Annotated in this window: 15 protein-coding genes; 8 read left to right on the forward strand and 7 right to left on the reverse strand. The window is 70.0% G+C overall.

Annotated elements, in window-relative coordinates:
• Positions 1–135: 135 nt before the first annotated feature.
• A complete protein-coding gene (locus ACWD2L_RS09440) occupies positions 136–1,554 on the forward strand; it encodes a sugar porter family MFS transporter (protein ID WP_351336269.1) in 1,419 nt (472 codons plus the stop codon).
• A 93-nt stretch (positions 1,555–1,647) separates the two neighbouring features.
• On the opposite strand, the gene ACWD2L_RS09445 is transcribed toward ACWD2L_RS09440, so the two are convergent.
• Together ACWD2L_RS09445 and ACWD2L_RS09450 are read right to left on the reverse strand one after the other, a co-directional pair.
• Positions 1,648–2,622, reverse strand: coding sequence for an LLM class flavin-dependent oxidoreductase (locus ACWD2L_RS09445; protein WP_351336271.1), 975 nt, complete (start codon positions 2,620–2,622; stop codon positions 1,648–1,650).
• A 65-nt stretch (positions 2,623–2,687) separates the two neighbouring features.
• Positions 2,688–4,133 (reverse strand): cytosine permease, encoded by a 1,446-nt coding sequence (locus tag ACWD2L_RS09450; RefSeq protein WP_351336273.1) that lies wholly within the window; start codon positions 4,131–4,133, stop codon positions 2,688–2,690.
• Between the two features lie 256 nt (positions 4,134–4,389).
• Here ACWD2L_RS09450 and ftsY point away from each other — a divergent pair, with 256 nt between their 5' ends.
• A complete protein-coding gene (ftsY, locus tag ACWD2L_RS09455; protein WP_351336276.1) occupies positions 4,390–5,616 on the forward strand; it encodes a signal recognition particle-docking protein FtsY in 1,227 nt (408 codons plus the stop codon).
• Positions 5,617–5,685: 69 nt separating this feature from the next.
• On the opposite strand, the gene ACWD2L_RS09460 is transcribed toward ftsY, so the two are convergent.
• Complete coding sequence (locus tag ACWD2L_RS09460; protein ID WP_351336279.1) at positions 5,686–6,354, reverse strand: bifunctional DNA primase/polymerase; 669 nt, start codon at positions 6,352–6,354, stop codon at positions 5,686–5,688.
• Positions 6,355–6,824: 470 nt separating this feature from the next.
• Between ACWD2L_RS09460 and nsdA the strand changes: the two genes are divergently transcribed.
• The 4 genes from nsdA to ACWD2L_RS09480 all read left to right on the forward strand — a co-directional run bounded on the left by nsdA (position 6,825) and on the right by ACWD2L_RS09480 (position 12,753).
• Positions 6,825–8,303: a transcriptional repressor NsdA gene (gene nsdA / locus ACWD2L_RS09465; protein ID WP_351336282.1), complete on the forward strand. Its 1,479-nt coding sequence runs from the start codon at positions 6,825–6,827 to the stop codon at positions 8,301–8,303.
• Positions 8,304–8,541: 238 nt separating this feature from the next.
• Complete coding sequence (locus ACWD2L_RS09470) at positions 8,542–9,885, forward strand: ammonium transporter (protein WP_351336285.1); 1,344 nt, start codon at positions 8,542–8,544, stop codon at positions 9,883–9,885.
• Positions 9,882–10,220: a P-II family nitrogen regulator gene (locus ACWD2L_RS09475; protein WP_266714579.1), complete on the forward strand. Its 339-nt coding sequence runs from the start codon at positions 9,882–9,884 to the stop codon at positions 10,218–10,220. Before ACWD2L_RS09470 ends, ACWD2L_RS09475 begins: the two co-directional genes overlap by 4 nt.
• Positions 10,221–10,248: 28 nt before the next feature.
• Positions 10,249–12,753 (forward strand): [protein-PII] uridylyltransferase, encoded by a 2,505-nt coding sequence (locus ACWD2L_RS09480; RefSeq protein ID WP_351336288.1) that lies wholly within the window; start codon positions 10,249–10,251, stop codon positions 12,751–12,753.
• A gap of 48 nt (positions 12,754–12,801) precedes the next feature.
• On the opposite strand, the gene ACWD2L_RS09485 is transcribed toward ACWD2L_RS09480, so the two are convergent.
• The 4 genes from ACWD2L_RS09485 to ACWD2L_RS09500 are packed head-to-tail and all read right to left on the reverse strand — an operon-like array spanning position 12,802 to position 16,400.
• On the reverse strand, positions 12,802–13,827 hold the full coding sequence (locus tag ACWD2L_RS09485; protein WP_351336291.1) for a glycine betaine ABC transporter substrate-binding protein: 1,026 nt from the start codon (positions 13,825–13,827) through the stop codon (positions 12,802–12,804).
• A 31-nt stretch (positions 13,828–13,858) separates the two neighbouring features.
• A complete protein-coding gene (locus ACWD2L_RS09490; RefSeq protein ID WP_351336294.1) occupies positions 13,859–14,650 on the reverse strand; it encodes an ABC transporter permease in 792 nt (263 codons plus the stop codon).
• Positions 14,647–15,756 (reverse strand): ABC transporter ATP-binding protein, encoded by a 1,110-nt coding sequence (locus ACWD2L_RS09495; protein WP_351336297.1) that lies wholly within the window; start codon positions 15,754–15,756, stop codon positions 14,647–14,649. Before ACWD2L_RS09495 ends, ACWD2L_RS09490 begins: the two co-directional genes overlap by 4 nt.
• Positions 15,753–16,400: an ABC transporter permease gene (locus tag ACWD2L_RS09500; RefSeq protein ID WP_351336300.1), complete on the reverse strand. Its 648-nt coding sequence runs from the start codon at positions 16,398–16,400 to the stop codon at positions 15,753–15,755. Before ACWD2L_RS09500 ends, ACWD2L_RS09495 begins: the two co-directional genes overlap by 4 nt.
• A gap of 463 nt (positions 16,401–16,863) precedes the next feature.
• On the opposite strand from ACWD2L_RS09500, the gene ffh reads away from it, so the two are divergent.
• Complete coding sequence (ffh, locus tag ACWD2L_RS09505) at positions 16,864–18,423, forward strand: signal recognition particle protein (protein WP_351336303.1); 1,560 nt, start codon at positions 16,864–16,866, stop codon at positions 18,421–18,423.
• 153 nt (positions 18,424–18,576) lie between these two features.
• The gene (gene ftsH / locus ACWD2L_RS09510) at positions 18,577–20,523 is read left to right on the forward strand and encodes an ATP-dependent zinc metalloprotease FtsH (protein WP_351336305.1); all 1,947 of its coding nucleotides are present in this window, start codon (positions 18,577–18,579) and stop codon (positions 20,521–20,523) included.
• Positions 20,524–20,576: the final 53 nt, after the last annotated feature.

Here is a 20,576-nt window from a genome sequence, read left to right on the forward strand (position 1 = left end):
ACATGAAGGCATAGTCTCTGCAACGTTGCTTTTACCTTCAGGTGGTGGGTGGCGTGAACGTGTGCGCCACTGGAATCGGATCTGAAGGGCTCGCCCCCACCCCCGGCAGCGAGGCCGGTGGCCCGAGGAGTACATGTGACCAGCAGTGCGGCACCGACAACGGGAGCCAGGCAGGAACAGCCCGGCAATCTCCGACGTGTCACCTTGATCGCGGCAGGTGCCGCCATGGGTGGCTTCCTCTTCGGCTATGACAGCTCAGTCGTCAACGGAGCCGTCGAAGCCATCCGTGACCGGTGGGACATCGGCTCCGGGACCCTCGCCCAGGTCATCGCCATCGCGCTGCTCGGCTCGGCCGTCGGCGCGGCGACCGCCGGACGGATCGCCGACCGGATCGGTCGCGTGCGGTGCATGCAGATCGCGTCCGTGCTCTTCATCATCAGCGCCCTCGGCTCGTCCATGCCGTTCGCGCTGTGGGATCTGATGCTGTGGCGCATCATCGGCGGTTTCGCCATCGGCATGGCCTCGGTGCTCGGCCCGACGTACATCGCCGAGGTCGCGCCGCCGGCCTATCGAGGCCGGCTCGGCTCCTTCCAGCAGGCCGCCATCGTGCTCGGCATCGCCGTCTCGCAGCTGGTCAACTACGGTCTGCTGAACGCCGCGGGCGGCGACCAGCGTGGTGAGCTGCTCGGCCTGGAGGCCTGGCAGGTGATGCTCGGGATCATGGTGATCCCGGCCGCGCTCTACGGCGTGTTCACCTTCATGATCCCGGAGTCGCCGCGCTACCTGCTGGCCAAGGGACGGTCCGAAGAGGCCCGCAAGGTCGTCCGGCAGGTCGAGGGCGACGGCGCCGACGCCGAGGCCCGCATCGCCGAGATCGAGCACGGCATGAAGAACGAGCGCCTGTCGACCTTCAGGGACCTGAAGGGCAGCTTCATCTTCAAGCCGATCGTGTGGGTCGGTATCGGCCTCGCGGTCTTCCAGCAGTTCGTCGGCATCAACGTCGCGTTCTACTACTCCTCGACTCTGTGGCAGTCGGTCGGCGTCGACCCGACGGACTCGTTCTTCTACTCGTTCACGACGTCGATCATCAACATCATCGGCACCGTCGTGGCGATGCTCCTGATCGACCGGGTCGGCCGCAGGCCGCTCGCGCTCATCGGCTCCGTCGGCATGGTCATCGGTCTGGGCTGCGAGGCCTGGGCGTTCTCCTCCGACCTGGTCAACGGCCAGCTGCCGACCGCGCAGGGCTGGGTCGCCCTGATCGCCGCCCACTGGTTCGTCTTCTTCTTCGCGATGAGCTGGGGCGTCATCCTCTGGGTCATGGTCGGCGAGATGTTCCCGCCGAAGATCCGTGCCACCGCCATCGGCGTCGCGTCGATGTTCAACTGGATCGCGAACTACCTCATCACCGCGACGTTCCCGTCCCTGTCCGACTGGAACCTGGGCGGTACGTACGTCATCTACACCGTGTTCGCGGCCCTCTCCATCCCCTTCACCCTGAAGTTCGTGAAGGAGTACAAGGGCAAGACACTGGAGGAGGCGGAGACGGTCTGACCGTCACGCCTCCCTCCCCGGGACCCGGGGAGATGGGTCAAGTCCCCGCTGCCATCTCCCCGCTGACGTCACTGCCCCGGCTCATCGACCCGATCACTGGTCCTTGAGCCGGGGCAGTACGTTTTCGCAGTACAGCTGCAGGCTGCGGCGGCCCTCGTCCAGGGGCATGCCGCCGGAGAGCGGATGCAGGATGTAGTTGTCGAGCCCCTGCGCCACGCACTCGTCGGGCGTGAGCACCCGGTAGACGCCCTCGGCCCGCAGCTCGTCGACCGTCGATGCCCCGGATTTCACCGCGGACTTGATGTCCCCCGACTGCCAGGACGCGTACGTCTGCGCCTCGTGCAGGAAGTGTTCGCCGTGCTCGGCCCAGGTGCGGTCCGGGTCGTCGGAGAGGTGCAGGAGCGGGGTCACCTTCCCGGGCATCATGGTCCAGCCCTCGGTCCCGTACTCCTCGAGGCGTTCCTTGTAGTACGCCTCGATCTCCGGCAGATGTGCGCTCGGGAAGAACGGGAGGCCGAGCCTGGCCGCCCGGCGTGCGGCCGCCTGCGAGGAGCCGCCGACCAGGAGCAGCGGGTGCGGCTGGGTGAACGGGCGCGGGGTGACCCGGACCCGGCGGCCCCGGTAACTGAACTCCTCGCCGGTCCAGGCCTTGAGCAGCGTTTCGAGCAGCTCGTCCTGGAGCTTTCCGCGGCGCTTCCACTCCACGTCGAACTGGGCGTACTCCTCGGGCCGGTAGCCGATCCCGGAGACTGTCACCAGGCGGCCGCCGCTGACCAGGTCGAGCACGGCGATGTCCTCGGCGAGGCGGAGCGGGTCGTGCAGCGGGCCGATGATCGCGGAGACGGTGACCGCGATGCGCTTCGTGGCGCCGAGGACCGCGCCCGCGAAGGTGAAGGGCGAGGGCAGCCAGTTGTTGGCGACGCCGTGGTGCTCCTCGGTCTGCACCGTGTCGATGCCCTGCTCGTCGGCGTAGCGGGCCATCTCGACGGCCGCCTGGTAGCGGGCGGCGAGTGTTTCGGGTGTGCCGGCGGGGTCGACGAGGTTGAACCGTACGACGGACACGGGCATGGAAAAGTCCCCCTCCGCGAGGCGTGCAGCCGGATGTGTGGAGGGGGACGTTAGCTGACGGAGCGTCAGGAGGCCATGGCTTCGGCCGCGTCGGCCTCGGCCGGGGCCCCGGTGGTGTCGGCCGGCTTGGGCAGCGCCAGGTACAGCAGGCCGGAGACGACGATCGTGACGATCCAGCCGAGGCCGTACTCACCGATGAAGTTGTTCGAGGCGAGCGGCCCCGAGAACCAGGTCGACGACGTGAACAGCAGGCCGACGACCAGGCCGACCGCCCAGGCGACGCACGCGGCGGGGGAGAAGCCGCCCTTGTACCAGTACGCGCTGGTGCGGGTGGTGTCGATCAGGGCCGCCGCGTCGTAGTGCTTGCGCGTGAACATGTCCGCGCCGAAGACGCCGACCCAGGCGGAGAAGGCCACGGCGAGCAGCGAGAGGAAGGAGATGAACGAGCTCATGAAGCTCGTCGCGACCAGCATCAGGATGGCGCCGAAGACCAGCGAGATCACCGCGTTGATGGAGACGGCCCAGTGCCGCGGCACCTTGAAGCCGAGGGTCTGCGCGGTGAACCCGGCGGAGTACATCGACATGGCGTTGATCAGCAGCATGCCGACCAGCGCGATCAGCAGGTACGGCACCGCGATCCACATCGGCAGGATCTCGCCGAGGAAGGAGACCGGGTCCTGGGCCGAGGCCAGGTCCGGGGTGGAGACCGCCATCACGGCCCCCATCAGAACCATCGGCAGCACGACGATGCCCGCGCCGCCGATCGAGTTCCCGATGATCCCCCTGGTGGAGGCGGTGCGCGGCAGGTAACGGGTGAAGTCGGGGGAGGACGGGATCCAGCTGACGCCACCGGCGGCGATCATGCCGATGCCCGCGACCATCAGCGACGTCTGCCCGGCGCGCTGCCCGAAGACCTCGGACCAGTCGGTGTTGATGACCAGGTAGATCAGCACCAGGACCGAGAAGACGCCGAAGAAGTACGTCGCGTACTTATTGCACTTCTGTACGACGTTGATGCCGAGGCCCGAGATCGCGAACGTGACGCACACGAACACCAGGAGGGTGACGATCACCAGGAAGTTGTTCTGCTTGATGCCGAACAGGATGTCCAGGACGGTGAGCACGGCGTACGCGCCGGTCACCGCGTTGATCGTCTCCCAGCCCCAGCGCGCGACCCAGATCAGCGAACCGGGCAGCAGATTCCCGCGCTGACCGAACACCGCGCGGGACAGCGCCATACCGGGAGCCCCACCACGCTTGCCCGCGATGCCGATCAGGCCCACGAGGCCGTACGACACGATGGGCGCCGCGATGGCCACGACGATGGCCTGCCAGAAGTTGAGCTTGTAGCTCACGACGAGGCTCGCGCCCATCGTGAGAAGAAGCACGCTGATGTTGGCGGCGACCCAGGTGGGGAAGAGCTCGCGGGTCTTGGCGGTGCGCTCGGCGTCGGGGACGGGCTCGATGCCGCGTGTCTCCAGCGCGCCTTCGGCTTCGGCGGTCTTGCTCATGCGGTGGGGTTCCGTGCCTCTCGCTCGGCTCGGCCGTGGGGGACAGCGAGCCGGTGGGGGGTGACGGGCCCGCAGGGCCCTTGTGGAGTGCTGTCGCGATCCGGCGTGGTGTCCTGATCGCGTTGGACTCTACGCGCGTTGATGCGGCGACTGCCATCGTACTTTAGTCCGAGTCGAACCCGTCGGAGCCCTTTGTCCTTTGGGTGAAGGTACGAACACGGCTTGGGCGGGGCCCATGGCTGATACTGGACGAGTTATGGAAACCGTCATCCTTGCTGTAGTCATCGCCGTGGTCGTGATCGGTGCGCTCGGCGGGCTCGTGATCGGCAGCCGCAAGAAGAAGCAGCTGCCCCCGTCCCCGCCGTCGGCGCCCGACATCACCACCGCCCCGCCCACCGAGCCGCACGTCGGCGAAGAGGCCGAGACGCCGCGCGACGAAGCGCGGCGCACGATCGAAGAGGTCGACCTCCCCACCGCCGAGCCGGCCGTAGAGGAGGAACCCGAGGCCCCGGCCGCCGCGGAGCCCGCCGCTCCCGAGGTCGAGGTACCGGAGCCCGCCGCGGGCCGTCTCGTGCGGCTGCGCGCCCGCCTTTCCCGGTCGCAGAACGCGCTGGGCCAGGGCCTGCTCACCCTCCTGTCCCGCGAGCACCTCGACGAGGACACGTGGGAGGAGATCGAGGACACGCTGCTCACCGCCGACGTCGGCGTGCAGCCCACCCAGGAGCTCGTCGAGAACCTGCGTGAGCGCGTCAAGGTGCTCGGCACCCGCACGCCGGACGAGCTGCGCGCGCTGCTGCGCGAGGAGCTCCTCAAGCTGCTCGTCCCCGAGTTCGACCGCACCGTGAAGACCGAGGGTTTCGCCACCGAGGGGACCACTCCCGGCATCGTGATGGTCGTCGGTGTCAACGGCACCGGCAAGACCACCACCACCGGCAAGCTCGCGCGCGTGCTCGTCGCCGACGGCAAGAACGTGCTGCTCGGCGCCGCGGACACGTTCCGTGCGGCCGCCGCCGACCAGCTGCAGACGTGGGGCGAGCGGGTCGGTGCGCGCACCGTGCGCGGCCCCGAGGGCGGCGACCCGGCGTCCATCGCCTTCGACTCCGTCAAGGAGGGCATCGAGGAGGGCGCCGACGTCGTCCTGATCGACACCGCGGGCCGGCTGCACACCAAGACCGGCCTCATGGACGAGCTCGGCAAGGTCAAGCGGGTCGTGGAGAAGCACGCTCCGCTCGACGAGGTGCTGCTCGTCCTCGACGCGACGACCGGGCAGAACGGTCTGGTCCAGGCCCGCGTGTTCGCCGAGGTCGTCGACATCACGGGCATCGTGCTGACCAAGCTGGACGGTACGGCCAAGGGCGGCATCGTCGTGGCCGTGCAGCGCGAGCTGGGCGTGCCGGTCAAGCTCGTGGGTCTCGGCGAGGGCCCCGACGACCTGGCGCCGTTCGAGCCGGAGGCGTTCGTGGATGCGCTTATCGGAGACTAGCGGAGGCGCTCTTCGTGCTTGGCGGGGAACTGCGGTCCGGTTGTTGCCGGTCGTGGTTCCCCGCCTTTGTTATGCGCAGGGCGAGCGGTGCGCCACGTAGGCCAGCGTTCCCAACAGGAGCCTCGCCTGCGGGGGTTGGCTCGCGGTGTCCAGGGACGGCGGCCGCAGCCAGGACGTCGGGCCGAGCCCCCCGCGGTCCGACGGCGGGGCCGTGACGTACGCGCCGGCGCCCAGCGCGTGCAGGTCGAGGGCCGCGTCGTCCCAGCCCATCCGGTAGAGCAGCGTGGGGAGTTCGGCCGCGGCTCCCGGTGCCACGAAGAAGTGGGCGCGGCCCTGCGGGGTGGCGACGACCGGTCCGAGCGGGACGCCCATGCGCTCCAGGCGGATCAGGGCCCGGCGGCCCGCGGCCTCCGGTACATCGATCGCGTCGAAGGCCCGGCCGACCGGCAGCAGCACCGCGGCGCCGGGGAACCGGCCCCAGGACTCGGTCACTTCGTCGAGCGTGGCCCCCGCCGGCACCAGCGCGGCCGGGTCGAGGGGGTGGGCCCCGGGAGCCGGGCAGTCGGCCTTTCCGCAGGAGCACGCGGAGCCGACGGCGCGGGCGCCGGGCACCACGTCCCAGCCCCAGAGGCCGGTGAACTCCGCCACCGTGGTGCAGTCCGAAGCGCGGCCGGACGTGCGGCCGCGGCGACGTGAGCCGGTGCGCATCTCACGCATGCCGCCGATCGTGAAGCCCATGCCCCCTCCAACACATCCCGTACGCCGACGGTTACGCGGCGGAATCGGATCGTTACCCGATGTGCGCGCCGCCCCGGCCGGACCGGAGCCGATTCGCATTCGGGGTGGTGCGCCCGGTGTCGCGCGCCCCCGTCCACCCTCGTCCGCCTACTTCCGGCTGTCGTATGTCAAGTGAATCGCGTGGGGCGGCTGCTGGGTTCATTCGAAGGGGTGGCGAATGGTGGCGTTTCCGTGTTCGCCCTCGCCGGAGGGGTGATCGTAGGATTACTTTCAGTGCATGAGCCCTCAGGGTGCACGCACCCGTGGGTATGCCGGAGGCAAGTCGGTTTCCTGTTCGAGGAGTGACAACTGCCGGACGGGGAGCCGGGTTTGACGGCATCCTGGTAGGGCTTGCGGGCAAGAGTGTGGAGAACAATGGTCGACGGGGCTTCACACACAGCGGCTTAGACGGCAGGGATGGGGGCGTTCCAGTGGGCGGCAGCGGCGGTGGCGTCACGAACGCCGAGAAGCGCCCGAACGAGCTGCTCGGTTCGTGGTTCGTGCGCAGTGGCTGGTCCAAGGGCGAGCTGGCGCGCCAAGTGAACCGGCGGGCCCGGCAGTTGGGGGCGAACCACATCTCCACGGACACCTCGCGCGTGCGCCGCTGGCTCGACGGGGAGAACCCGCGCGAGCCGATCCCGCGGATCCTCAGCGAGCTGTTCTCCGAGCGCTTCGGCTGCGTCGTCGCCGTCGAGGACCTCGGCCTGCGCGCCGCGCACCAGGCGCCCTCGGTGTCCGGTGTCGATCTGCCCTGGACGGCCCCGCAGACCGTGGCGCTCATCGGCGAGTTCTCCCGCAGCGACCTGATGCTCGCGCGCCGCGGTTTCCTCGGCAGTTCGCTCGCGCTCGCCGCGGGCCCCTCGCTGATCGAGCCGATGCAGCGCTGGCTGGTGCCGACCCCCGGCGCCTCGGCCAGGCCGGAGCCGGAGCCGGTCACGCAGCGTCGTGGGAACCGGCTGTCGAAGCCGGAGCTCGACCTCCTGGAGTCGACCACGGTGATGTTCCGCCAGTGGGACGCCCAGTGCGGCGGCGGCCTGCGCCGCAAGGCCGTCGTCGGCCAGCTCCACGAGGTGACCGACCTGCTGCAGGAGCCGCAGCCGGAGGAGACGACGCGGCGCCTGTTCAAGGTCGCCGCCGAGCTCGCCGAGCTGGCCGGCTGGATGAGCTACGACGTGGGCCTGCAGCCCACCGCCCAGAAGTACTTCGTGCTCGCCCTGCACGCCTCCAAGGAAGCGGGCGACAAGCCGCTCGGCTCGTACGTGCTCAGCAGTATGAGCCGGCAGATGATTCACCTCGGCCGTCCCGATGACGCCCTCGAACTCATCCACCTCGCCCAGTACGGCAGTCGCGACTGCGCCAGTCCCCGCACCCAGTCCATGCTGTATGCGATGGAGGCCCGCGCGTACGCGAACATGGGGCAGCCCGGCAAGTGCAAGCGCGCCGTGCGGATGGCCGAGGACACCTTCACGGACGCGGACGACTGGGACGACCCGGACCCCGACTGGATCCGCTTCTTCTCCGAGGCCGAACTGCACGGCGAGAACAGTCACTCGTACCGGGATCTCGCGTACGTGGCGGGCCGCAGCCCCACGTACGCGTCGATGGCCGAACCCGTGATGAAGCGCGCCGTCGAGCTGTTCGGGAAGGACGCCGAGCACCAGCGTTCGTACGCGTTGAACCTGATCGGGATGGCGACCGTGCACCTCCTGCAGAAGGAGCCCGAGCAGTCCACGGTGCTCGCCGGGAAGGCCCTGGAGATCGCCAGGAAGGTGCGCTCCGAGCGGGTCAACACCCGGATCCGCAAGACCGTCGACACCGCGACGCGGGACTTCGGTGACATCGCCGAGGTCATCGACCTCACGGAACAGCTCGCGCTCCACCTGCCGGAGACCGCCGAAGCCGCGGTCTGACGGCGGGGGAGCACCCCACAGACACCGGCCACGGCCACCGTCCCGAAACAGCCCGACTCGGCTCCCCTACGCCAGGTCATCGCGGACGGAGGTCGTGGTCGGTCCGTTTCCGGCATTTCATCCACCCGTAACACCCGCGGGCTCATCGTCACTACGGCGAAACATCAGGGGGCGCGAACGGAAACGGCGCTGCAGCAATGTCATGGCGCATAACCGGCCCCATGACGAGGAGACGCCGATGGCTGCAGCCATCACGCTGGCGGCAGACGCACCCACACTGTCGCCCGCCAATACAGGCTTCATGCTGATCTGTTCCGCCCTGGTGATGCTGATGACACCGGGACTCGCCTTCTTCTACGGAGGCATGGTCCGCGTCAAGAGCACCCTGAACATGCTGATGATGAGCTTCATCAGCCTCGGGATCGTCACGATCCTGTGGGTGCTGTACGGCTTTTCCGTAGCGTTCGGCACCGACAGGGGCTCGCTCCTCGGCTGGGACGGCGACTTCGTCGGGCTCAGCGGGATCGGCCTCACCCAGCTCTGGGACGGCTACACGATCCCGGTCTATGTGTTCGCGGTCTTCCAGCTGATGTTCGCGGTGCTCACACCCGCGCTGATCAGCGGCGCGCTCGCGGACCGCGTGAAGTTCAGCGCCTGGGGGCTGTTCATCGCGCTGTGGGTCACGATCGTGTACTTCCCGGTCGCGCACTGGGTGTGGGGGACCGGCGGCTGGGCCTTCGACCTCGGGGTGATCGACTTCGCCGGTGGTACGGCCGTGCACATCAACGCGGGCGCCGCGGCGCTCGGCGTGATCCTCGTCATCGGCAAGCGCGTCGGCTTCAAGAAGGACCCGATGCGGCCGCACTCGCTGCCGTGGACGATGCTCGGCGCCGGTCTGCTGTGGTTCGGCTGGTTCGGCTTCAACGCCGGCTCGTGGCTCGGCAACGACGACGGCGTCGGCGCGCTGATGTTCATCAACACACAGGTCGCGACCGCCGCCGCCATGCTGGCCTGGCTGGCCTACGAGAAGATCCGGCACGGCGCGTGCACCTCGCTCGGCGCCGCGTCCGGCGCCGTCGCAGGGCTTGTCGCCATCACTCCTTCCGGTGGTTCCTGCTCGCCGCTCGGCGCGATCGCCATCGGCGCCATCGCCGGTGTGCTGTGCGCGATGGCCGTGGGCCTCAAGTACAAGTTCGGCTACGACGACTCGCTCGACGTCGTCGGCGTCCACCTGGTCGGCGGCGTCGTCGGCTCCCTGCTCGTCGGCTTCTTCGCCACGGGCGGCGGCCAGTCCGACGCGGCAGGCCTCTTCTACGGAGGCGGCCTCGACCAGTTCTGGAAGCAGTGCGCGGGCGTCGGCGGCGTCCTCGCCTACTCGCTGATCGTCTCCGCGGTCCTCGCCCTCGCCCTCGACAAGACCATCGGCATGCGGGTCGACGAGGACGACGAGGTCTCCGGCATCGACCAGGCCGAGCACGCCGAGACCGCGTACGACTACAGCGGCGCGGGCGGCGGCACCGTCGCCCGCCAGGCCGTCCCCGCCCCGAAGGACCCACAGAACACGAAGAAGGTCGACGCATGAAGCTGATCACCGCGGTCGTCAAGCCGCACCGGCTCGACGAGATCAAGGAGGCCCTCCAGGCCTTCGGCGTCCAGGGCCTGACCGTGACAGAGGCCAGCGGGTACGGCCGTCAGCGCGGGCACACCGAGGTCTACCGCGGCGCCGAGTACACCGTCGATCTGGTACCCAAGATCCGTATCGAGGTCCTGGTCGAGGACGACGACGCCGAGCAACTGCTCGATGTCGTGGTGAAGGCCGCGCGGACCGGCAAGATCGGCGACGGCAAGGTCTGGGCGGTCCCCGTCGAGACGGCCGTGCGGGTGCGCACCGGCGAACGTGGCCCGGACGCGCTGTAACGGACATGGACGGAACGGGAGTCGCCGGGTGACGAGCGTGAACGACGTACGTGCTGAATCAGAGGATTCCGGACTCGGCGGCTATGCGGCGGCCCGGCTGCGCCTTCTCCAGGGGGAGGCGCGGTCCGGGCCGCCGCGCCGTGCCGCCCTCGCGGAGCTGACCGACGACTGGCTCGCCGAACTCTTCGGCGCCGGGGCGCCGGGCGTCTCCCTCGTGGCGGTCGGCGGGTACGGGCGCGGCGAACTCTCCCCGCGCAGCGACCTCGACCTGCTCCTGCTGCACGACGGCTCGGCGGACCTCAAGGAGGTTGCCGCGCTCGCCGACCGCATCTGGTACCCGGTGTGGGACCTGGGCCTCGCCCTCGACCACTCCGTCCGTACGCCCTCGGAGGCGCGCAAGACCGCGGGCGACGACCTCAAGGTGCAGCTCGGCCTGCTCGACGCCCGGCACCTCGCGGGTGACCTCGGGCTCACGGCGGGCCTGCGCACCGCCGTGCTCGCGGACTGGCGCAACCAGGCGGTGCGGCGGCTGCCCGAACTGCGCGAGCTGTGCGAGGAACGGGCCGGGCGCCAGGGCGAGTTGCAGTTCCTCCTCGAACCCGACCTGAAGGAGGCGCGGGGCGGGCTGCGGGACGCCACCGCGCTGCGCGCCGTCGCCGCCTCCTGGCTCGCGGACGCCCCCCGCGAGGGCCTCGCCGACGCGCGGCGCCGGCTCCTCGACGTACGGGACGCCCTGCATCTGGCGACCGGGCGCGCCACCGACCGGCTCGCGCTCCAGGAGCAGGACCAGGTCGCCGCGGAACTCGGCCTGTTGGACGCCGATACGTTGCTGCGGCAGGTGTACGAGGCCGCGCGCACGGTGTCGTACGCCAGCGACGTCACCTGGCGGGAGGTGGGGCGGGTGCTCAAGTCCCGCTCCGTCAAGCCGCGTCTGCGAAAATTGGCAAGGGAGCGGAGCGACTTCCTTAGAAGGGCGGTGGTGGGCGACGGGCGGGCGCTCGGCGGCGGGAAGTCGGCGCCGGTCGAGCGTTCGCCGCTCGCCGAGGGCGTCGTCGAGATGGAGGGGGAGGTGGTGCTCGCCCGCGCCGCCAAGCCCGAGCGCGACCCGGTGCTGCCGCTGCGCGCCGCCGCCGCTGCCGCCCAGGCCGGACTGCCGCTGTCCCCGCACGCGGTACGGCGGATGGCCGCCGCTGCCCGCCCGCTGCCCGCGCCCTGGCCCGCCGAAGCCCGCGAACAGCTGGTCACGCTGCTCGGCGCGGGCCGGCCGACCATCGACGTGTGGGAAGCCCTTGAGGCCGAGGGACTGATCACCCGGCTGATCCCGGACTGGGAGCGGGTGCGGTGCCGCCCGCAGCGAAATGCCGTGCACACATGGACCGTTGACCGGCACCTCGTCGAAACCGCCGTCCAGGCATCCGAGTTGACCCGCCATGTGCACCGGCCCGACCTGCTGCTCGTCGCGGCGCTGCTGCACGACATCGGCAAGGGCTGGCCGGGGGACCACTCGGTCGCGGGCGAGACCATCGCGCGGGACGTCGCCGCGCGGATCGGCTTCGACCGGGCCGATGTCGCCGTGCTCGCCTCCCTCGTACGGCACCACCTGCTGCTCGTCGAGACCGCCACGCGGCGCGACCTGGAGGACCCGGCGACCGTACGGTCCGTCGCGGACGCGGTCGGCTCGGTCGGCACGCTCGAACTGCTGCACGCGCTGACCGAGGCGGACGCCCTGGCGACCGGCCCGGCCGCGTGGTCGTCCTGGCGGGGCTCGCTCGTCGCCGATCTGGTCAAGCGGGTCGCGGCGGTGCTCGCGGGGGACGAGCCGGTCGACCCGGACGACGCGGAGCCGACCGCCGAGCAGGAACGGCTCGCGGTGGAGGCGCTGCGTACGGGCGGGCCCGTGCTCGCGCTGCGGGCGCAGACCGACGCCGTACCGACCGAGGCGGAGGGAGACGCCGAACCGGAGCCGCTCGGCGTCGAGTTGGTGATCGCGGTGCCGGAGCAGGACGGGGTGCTTCCGGCCGTCGCCGGGGTGCTCGCGATGCACCGGCTGACCGTGCGGACGGCGGAGCTGCGGGCGCTGACACCTCCGGAGGGGGTGGAGGGAGTCGCCCTGCTGCTCGACTGGCGGGTCGCCGCCGAGTATGGCTCGCTGCCGCAGGCCGCGCGGCTGCGCGCCGATCTCGTACGGGCCCTCGACGGCTCGCTCGACATCGCGGCGCGGCTCGCCGAGCGGGACGCCGCGTATCCGCGCAGGCGCGGTGTGGTGGCGCCGCCGGCCCGGGTGACGGTGGCCTCCGCGGGCTCGCGGCGGGCGACGGTGATCGAGGTGCGGGCGCACGACGCGCCGGGTCTGCTGCACCGCATCGGGCGGGCGCTCGAGGGGGCCGGGGTGCGGGTGCGCTCGGCGCATGTGTCGACGCTGGGCGCCAACGCGGTCGACGCGTTCTACGTGGCCGGGGGCGACGGCGGGCCGCTGCCCTCGCAGGAGGCGGTGTCCGTGGCGCGGGGCGTGGAGGAGGCGCTGCGGGGGTGAGCCATGGGTGAGCGGGGCCGGGGAGTGCGCACCCCGGCCCCGGCCGTCTCACTTGCCGATGAAACCGTTCGTACGCAGGAAGTACAGCGCGGCCTGATCGGCGCTCTTCCCCTCCAGGTCGACCATCCCGTTGAGCTTGATGATGGTCTTCTCGGTGAGCGCGTCACCGAGCTTCTTCGACAACTTCGTGAGCTGCGGGTACTTCTTCGCGGTCTCGTCGCGCACGGTCAGCGCGGCCAGCTCCGTCGTGAAGTGCCCCTTGTCGTCGTCCAGGACCTTCAGGTCCAGGGACTCCAGGCGGGCATCCGTCGTGAACACCTCGGCGAACTTGCAGGGGCTGCCCTTCGCCACGTTCACAAAGTTCAGCGCGAACGCGTTCTGGTAGACCTGCGGCGCCCCGAACTTCAGCTTGTACGGGCTCTGTTCCAGCGCCGACAGTTCACGGTCCAGGAACTCCGAGGCCCCGCAGAGCGTGGCGTCCTCCGGGTGGTCCTTCGCCAGCTTCGCCAGGTCGCTGATCGAGTCGACCCTGCCCGCACGGCCCGTCGCGTCGGAGGCGCGGGCGATCGTGTACTGGTTGCCGAACCGGGCCGGGCCCAGCCACTTGATCTTGTGCTTCTTCAGGTCCTCTTTCGACGTCGCCGCGAACTGCGCGGTGCTGCCCTGCACGGGCTTGTCGTGCTGCAGGAACTGGGTCCAGCCGGTGCCGGAGTAGTCCCAGTACATGTCGATGTCGCCGCCCTGCAGCGCGCTGCGCGCGATCGTCGTGCCTTGCAGCCCCGTCTGGTCCTTGGTGCTCGCCCCGGCGGCCTCCAGCGCGTACTTCGTGATCTTGCCGAGGATCTGCTGCTCGGTGAACTCCTTGGAGCCGACCGCGAAGTGCGCGCCCTTCAGGTCGACGTCCTTGGCGATCGAGCCGCCGTCGAGCTGCTTCTGGCTCGCCGTCCGCGGCAGGTTGTCGGTCCCGCCCGATCCGCCGGTGTCCGTGCAGCCGGTCAGCGCGGCGCCGCCGAGCAGGGCGGCGCACAGGACGACCGAGACCTTGGCGCGCGCAGTGGCCGGTCCGCTTCGCATGGATGTCTTCACTTCTCTCACAGGCCCCTTCTCACAGACCGCGCGGGCGCAGCAGGTTCTCGACGATCCCGGCGACCCAGTCCACGAGCAGCGCGAGTACGGCCACGAGCACACTGCCGGTGACCAGGACCAGGTTCCGGCTGGAGTTGATCCCGTTCGAGATCACATCGCCGAGGCCGCCGGCCCCGATGAACGTCGCGAGCGCGACCGTGCCCACCGTGATCACCAGTGCCGTACGGATACCTGCGAGCATCACCGGTACCGCGAGCGGCAGTTCGATCCGGCGCAGCACCTCCCACTTCGTCATCCCCATGCCCTGGGCGGACTCGAGGACCGACGGATCGACCTGCTGAAGGCCCGCGATGGTGTTGCGCAGCACCGGCAGCACCCCGTACGCGACGAACGCGATCAGCGCGATCTGCGTCACCCCGAGGCTGACGAAGGCCACCGCGAGCAGCACGATCAGGCCGAGCGAGGGCAGTGCCTGCCCGATGCTGGCGAGTCCGAGGACGGGCCCCGCGAGGGGGCGGGCCCAGCGGCGGGTGAGCAGCACGCCGAGCGGGATGGCGATCACCAGGATGAACACCGTGGCGACCGCGGTCAGTTCGAGGTGCGTGAGGGTGCGGCTGAGCAGGTAGTCCGCGTTCAGGCTGCGCAGCTCGATCTGGTCCTTCTCCTGCCCGGAGACGTACCAGGCGAGGAGCGCGAGGACCACGGCGAGGGCGAGCGGGGTGAGGACGAGGCGCCACAGCGGCGGCAGGACGCGGGTGCGGTCCGATGGTTTCGCGACCGTGGGGACGTCCTCGACGAGTGCCTGGGTCACGGCCGGGCCCCCTGGAGCAGTCCGGAGGCGCCGTCGGTGTGGATCAGCGTCCGCAGGGTGTCCAGGGTGACGACGCCCCGGTAGCGGCCGATGTCGTCCACGACCGTCAGCGCGGACGCGTTCACTGCGAGCAACTCGTCGAGCGCGTCGTACAGGCTCGTGGCCGGGCCGAGCGGAGAGATCAGCGGCAGCCGCGTGCCACCACCGGCGGGCAGCCAGCCGACGGGGCGGCGGTCCTCGTCCAGGACCACCACGAACTCGCGGTCGCTGTCGGCAGCCGCGTCCTGCTGCGCCTCGGCGCTCGCCGATTCGGCGACGGTGGGCCACAGCGGCACGTCGACGTTCCCGAGCCGGGTCAGCGAGAGACGGCGGACGGCCGCGCCCGACCCGATGAAGTCCGTGACGAACTCGCTGGCGGGCTCGGCGAGGATCTTCTCCGGGGTGTCGTACTGGACGACATTGCCGTGCTCGGCGAAGACGGCGATCTTGTCGCCCATCTTCACGGCCTCGTCGATGTCGTGGGTGACGAAGACGATCGTCTTGCGCAGCTTCGACTGGATCTTGAGGAACTCGTTCTGCAACGCCTCGCGGTTGAGCGGGTCGATGGCGCCGAAGGGCTCGTCCATGAGCATCACCTGCGGGTCGCCGCCGAGCGCGCGGGCGACGCCGACGCGCTGCTGCTGGCCGCCGGAGAGCTGCTTCGGGTAGCGGCCGCGGTACGTGTCCGGGTCCAGGCCCACCATGTCGAGCAGCTCGTCCACGCGCGCGTGGACGCGTTTTTTGTCCCAGCCGAGCAGGCCGGGCACGGTGGCTATGTTCTGGGCGACCGTCTGGTGCGGGAAGAGCCCGGACTGCTGGATCGCGTAACCGATGCGGCGGCGCAGCTCGTGCACCGGGATCGTCGTGACGTCCTCGTCGGCGAGGTGGATGCGGCCGGACGTCGGCTCGATCAGCCGGTTGATCAGCTTCATCGTCGTGGTCTTGCCGCAGCCGGAGGGGCCGACGAAGACGACGATCTTCCCCTCGGGGACCTCCAACGTCAGGTCGTCCACCGCCGGACGCTCCTGCCCCGCGTAGGACTTGGTCAGCCGGTCGAGCCGGATCATCGGGTGACCCCCTTCGGAGTGGTCAGACGGTTGAGCAGGGCGAAGAGCAGATCGAAGAGCAGCGCGAGGACGACGATGGCGAGCGCGCCCTCGAGCGTCAGATAGACGGCGAACGGGGTGCCCGCGCTGGCGAGTCCGTCGAGGATGAGCTTGCCGAGACCGGGGCCGTTCACGGCGGCAGCGATCGCGGCGATGCCGAGCAGCATCTGCGTCGCGACCCGCAGGCCGGTGACGACCACGGGCCAGGCCAGCGGGAACTCGATGGTGGCGAGGACCTTCAGCCGGGTCATGCCCATGGCGTTGGCCGACTCGACGACGGCCGGGTCGATCTCGCGCAGGCCGACCACGGTGTTACGTATGACGGGCAGCAGCGCGTACAGCGTCAGGGCCACCACGGAGGGGCCCGTGCCCAGGCCGAGCGGCGTGATCAGCAGGCCGAACAGCGCGTAGGACGGGATCGTCAGCAGCAGCCCGGCCGTTCCGAGCACAGCGGCGCGCGGCGCCTTCGTCCGGTACGTCAGGATCGCCACCGGCACGCCGATGAGTACGGCGAGGGCCAGTCCTTCGAGGACCAGCAGGATGTGCGCGAGCGTGGCGTCGAGCACATCGGGCCAGTTGCCCTGGAAGTAGTCGAAGAAGTTCACGACGGCCTCCCTTGGGGTGCCGGTGGCCTGCGTACTGGCCGTGACGGCCGGTCCGCAGAGGGAGCGAGGGAGGTCATCTGTGAGCTCCAGTTCACGTCAGAGGTGTGTACGGCGGTCTGCCGCACGGCTGTTGGTGGCGGTTCCGGACACGACCGGGCACGCCCCGGCCCGGGGCGAAGGAGAGGGGTGGTGTCGAAACCTGAAGGCGCCTACCCAGTCGGGCGCCACTGATGTGCACGGGTTTACGGAACCGCTGGGACCGTAATTATGGTGAACGTCCTGGTCACGCCCTGGTCACGCCGGGGTGTCCGCGGCGGATATGGAGGCGTATGCACTGTTTTTTCGTACGTGGGTGCGACCTGTGGGGCGCATCGGCACCGGGCCACTGACCACGGCACCGCGGGCGGATACCCTGGAGAGCGACCTGTCCCTTAAGCCCCCGACCCGAGGATTCGCGACCGCCGTGTTCGACACTCTCTCCGATCGCCTCGCAGCGACATTCAAGAACCTCCGCGGCAAGGGGCGCCTCAGCGAGGCGGACATCGACGCCACGGCGCGCGAGATCCGGATCGCCCTCCTTGAAGCCGACGTGGCCCTGCCCGTCGTCCGCGCCTTCATCAAGCAGATCAAGGAGCGGGCGACCGGCGTCGAGGTCTCCCAGGCCCTGAACCCCGCCCAGCAGGTCATCAAGATCGTCAACGAGGAGCTCATCGGCATCCTCGGCGGCGAGACCCGCCGGCTGCGTTTCGCCAAGACCGGCCCGACCGTGATCATGCTCGCGGGTCTGCAGGGTGCGGGTAAGACGACCCTCGCGGGCAAGCTGGGCCTCTGGCTCAAGTCCCAGGGCCACTCGCCGCTGCTCGTCGCCTGTGACCTCCAGCGCCCGAACGCCGTGAACCAGCTGAGCGTCGTCGCCGAGCGCGCCGGCGTCGGCATCTACGCGCCCGAGCCGGGCAACGGCGTGGGCGACCCGGTCAAGGTCGCCAAGGACTCCATCGAGCACGCCAAGGCCAAGGTCTACGACGTCGTCATCGTCGACACCGCGGGCCGCCTCGGCATCGACCAGGAGCTGATGCAGCAGGCCGCGGACATCCGCGACGCCGTGCGCCCGGACGAGGTCCTCTTCGTCGTCGACGCCATGATCGGTCAGGACGCGGTCAACACGGCCGAGGCCTTCCGTGACGGAGTCGGCTTCGACGGTGTGGTGCTCTCCAAGCTCGACGGTGACGCCCGTGGTGGTGCCGCGCTCTCCATCGCACAGGTCACCGGCAAGCAGATCATGTTCGCCTCCAACGGCGAGAAGCTGGACGACTTCGACGCGTTCCACCCGGACCGCATGGCGTCCCGCATCCTCGGCATGGGCGACATGCTCACGCTGATCGAGAAGGCCGAGCAGACCTTCTCGCAGCAAGAGGCCGAGAAGATGGCCTCGAAGCTGGCCTCCAAGAAGGGCCAGGACTTCACGCTCGACGACTTCCTGGCGCAGATGGAGCAGGTCAGGAAGATGGGCTCCATCTCCAAGCTGCTCGGCATGATGCCCGGCATGGGCCAGATGAAGGACCAGATCAACAACCTCGACGAGCGCGATGTCGACCGCACGGCTGCCATCATCAAGTCGATGACCCCGGCCGAGCGCGCGGACGCCGCGATCATCAACGGCTCGCGTCGCGCCCGTATCGCCAAGGGCTCCGGCGTCGAGGTCAGCGCGGTCAAGAACCTGGTCGAGCGGTTCTTCGAGGCCCGCAAGATGATGTCCCGCATGGCTCAGGGCGGCGGCATGCCGGGGATGCCGGGCATGCCCGGCTCGGGCGGTGGCCCCGGCAAACAGAAGAAGCAGCAGAAGAAGGCCAAGGGCAAGCAGCGCTCCGGCAACCCCATGAAGCGTCAGCAGCAGGAGAAGGACGAGGCCGCCCGGCGCGCGGCCGCCGCCGAGGCGGGCGGCGCCCTCGGCCTGCCCGGCGCGGGCCAGCAGGACCCGAAGGACTTCGAGCTCCCCGACGAGTTCAAGAAGTTCATGGGCTGAGACCTCAGCCGCTGTAAGGGGCGTCCGCCATTGCGGGCGCCCCTTACGCATGTCCACGAGTGGCGCGCCCCCTGCACCTGTGCGGTCATGGGCGGAAGGCCTTGGGTCCGTGACGGCACCCGAGGGCCGCAGGTGGCAGGAGGAGAGGCAGGCGTGGCGAACCCCGTACCCCCGCGCGATCGGACGGATCAGCCCTGGCGGTCCGAGGGCGCGCCGCCCCCTCCGCCCCCGCAGGGGCCCAAGCGCAAGATGCCCGGCGGCTGGGGCGGCCTCATCCTGACGGCCCTGATCGTCTACCTCATCGCCAACCTGGTGCTGTCGTTCTTCAACGAGGGCGACGAGCCGACGGTCTCGTACACCGAGTTCAGCAAGCAGGTCGCGGCCGACAACGTCACCAAGATCTACTCCAAGGGCGACGCGATCCAGGGCGAGCTCAAGAAGGAGAAGCCCACACCCAAGGACAGCGACAGCAAGCGCAAGAACTACACCAAGTTCACGACGCAGCGCCCGGCCTTCGCCGATGACGACCTCTGGGCCAACCTGGAGAAGCACGACGTCACGGTGACGGCCGAACCCGTCGTCCAGGAGCGCAGCTTCCTGTCCAACCTGCTCATCTCGCTCGCCCCGATGCTCCTCCTCGTCGTGCTGTGGGTGTTCATCGCGCGGCGCATGAGCCAGGGGGGCATGGGAGGCGGCGCCGGCGGCATGCTCGGCCGCAAGCAGCCGCCCAAGCCCGTCGAGCTCGAACCCGGCAAGAAGCGCACCACCTTCCAGGACGTCGCCGGCATCGACGAGGTCAAGGGCGAGCTCGACGACGTCGTCGACTTCCTCAAGAACCCGCAGGACTACCGGGCCATGGGCGCCAAGATGCCGCGTGGCGTGCTCCTCGCGGGCCCGCCCGGCACCGGTAAGACGCTGCTCGCGCGGGCGGTCGCCGGCGAGGCGGGAGTGCCGTTCTTCTCGGCCTCCGCCTCCGAGTTCATCGAGATGATCGTCGGCGTCGGCGCCTCGCGCGTACGGGAGCTGTTCGCCGAGGCCCGCAAGGTCGCCCCGTCGATCATCTTCATCGACGAGATCGACACCATCGGCCGGGCCCGCGGCGGTGGCGGCGGCATGGGCGGCCACGACGAGCGCGAGCAGACCCTCAACCAGATCCTCACGGAGATGGACGGCTTCTCCGGCTCGGAGGGCGTCATCGTCATCGCGGCGACCAACCGCGCGGACGTCCTCGACCCGGCGCTGACCCGGCCGGGGCGCTTCGACCGCATGGTCACCGTCTCGCCGCCGGACCGCGACGGCCGCGAGTCCATCCTCAAGATCCACACCCGGGACATCCCGCTGGCCCCCGATGTCGACCTCACCCAGGTCGCCCGTACGACCCCGGGCATGACCGGCGCCGACCTCGCGAACCTGACCAACGAGGCCGCGCTGCTCGCCGTCAAGCGCAAGGAGAAGCAGGTCGGCCAGTCGGAGCTGTCCGAAGCGCTCGAAAAGGTCCAGCTCGGCGCCGAACGGCCGCTGGTGATGCCCGACGACGAGCGCCGCCGCACCGCCTTCCACGAGAGCGGCCACGCCCTCCTCGGCATGCTGCAGCCCGGCGCCGACCCCGTCCGCAAGATCACGATCGTGCCGCGAGGCCGCGCCCTCGGCGTCACGCTCTCCACCCCGGACTCCGACAAGTACGCGTACACGGAGGAGTACCTCAGGGGCCGCATCATCGGCGCCCTCGGAGGCATGGCGGCCGAACACGTCGTCTACGGAGTCATCACGACCGGCGCTGAGAACGACCTGGAGCAGGTCACCAACATCGCCCGCGGCATGGTCGCCCGCTGGGGCATGAGCGAGAAGGTCGGCCGCCTGTCCGCCCTCCCGAGCGACGCCCAGCAGGCGTACGGGCTGTCCGCCGCCCCCGACACCCTCGACACGATCGACGGCGAGATGCGCCGCATCGTGGACGAGTGCTACGAGGAGGCGTGCCAGAAGCTGCGCGACAACCGGGACAAGCTCGACGCACTGGCCGAGGCGCTCATGGAGAACGAGACGCTGGAGGAGGCGGACGCGTACCGGATCGCCGGCGTCGCGCGCTTCACCAAGGACTGAACCGGCAGCCTGTCCCTCGGGCCCGCACGCCGCATGGTGTGCGGGCCTTCGGC

This window comes from Streptomyces sp. NPDC002754 (assembly GCF_053592315.1).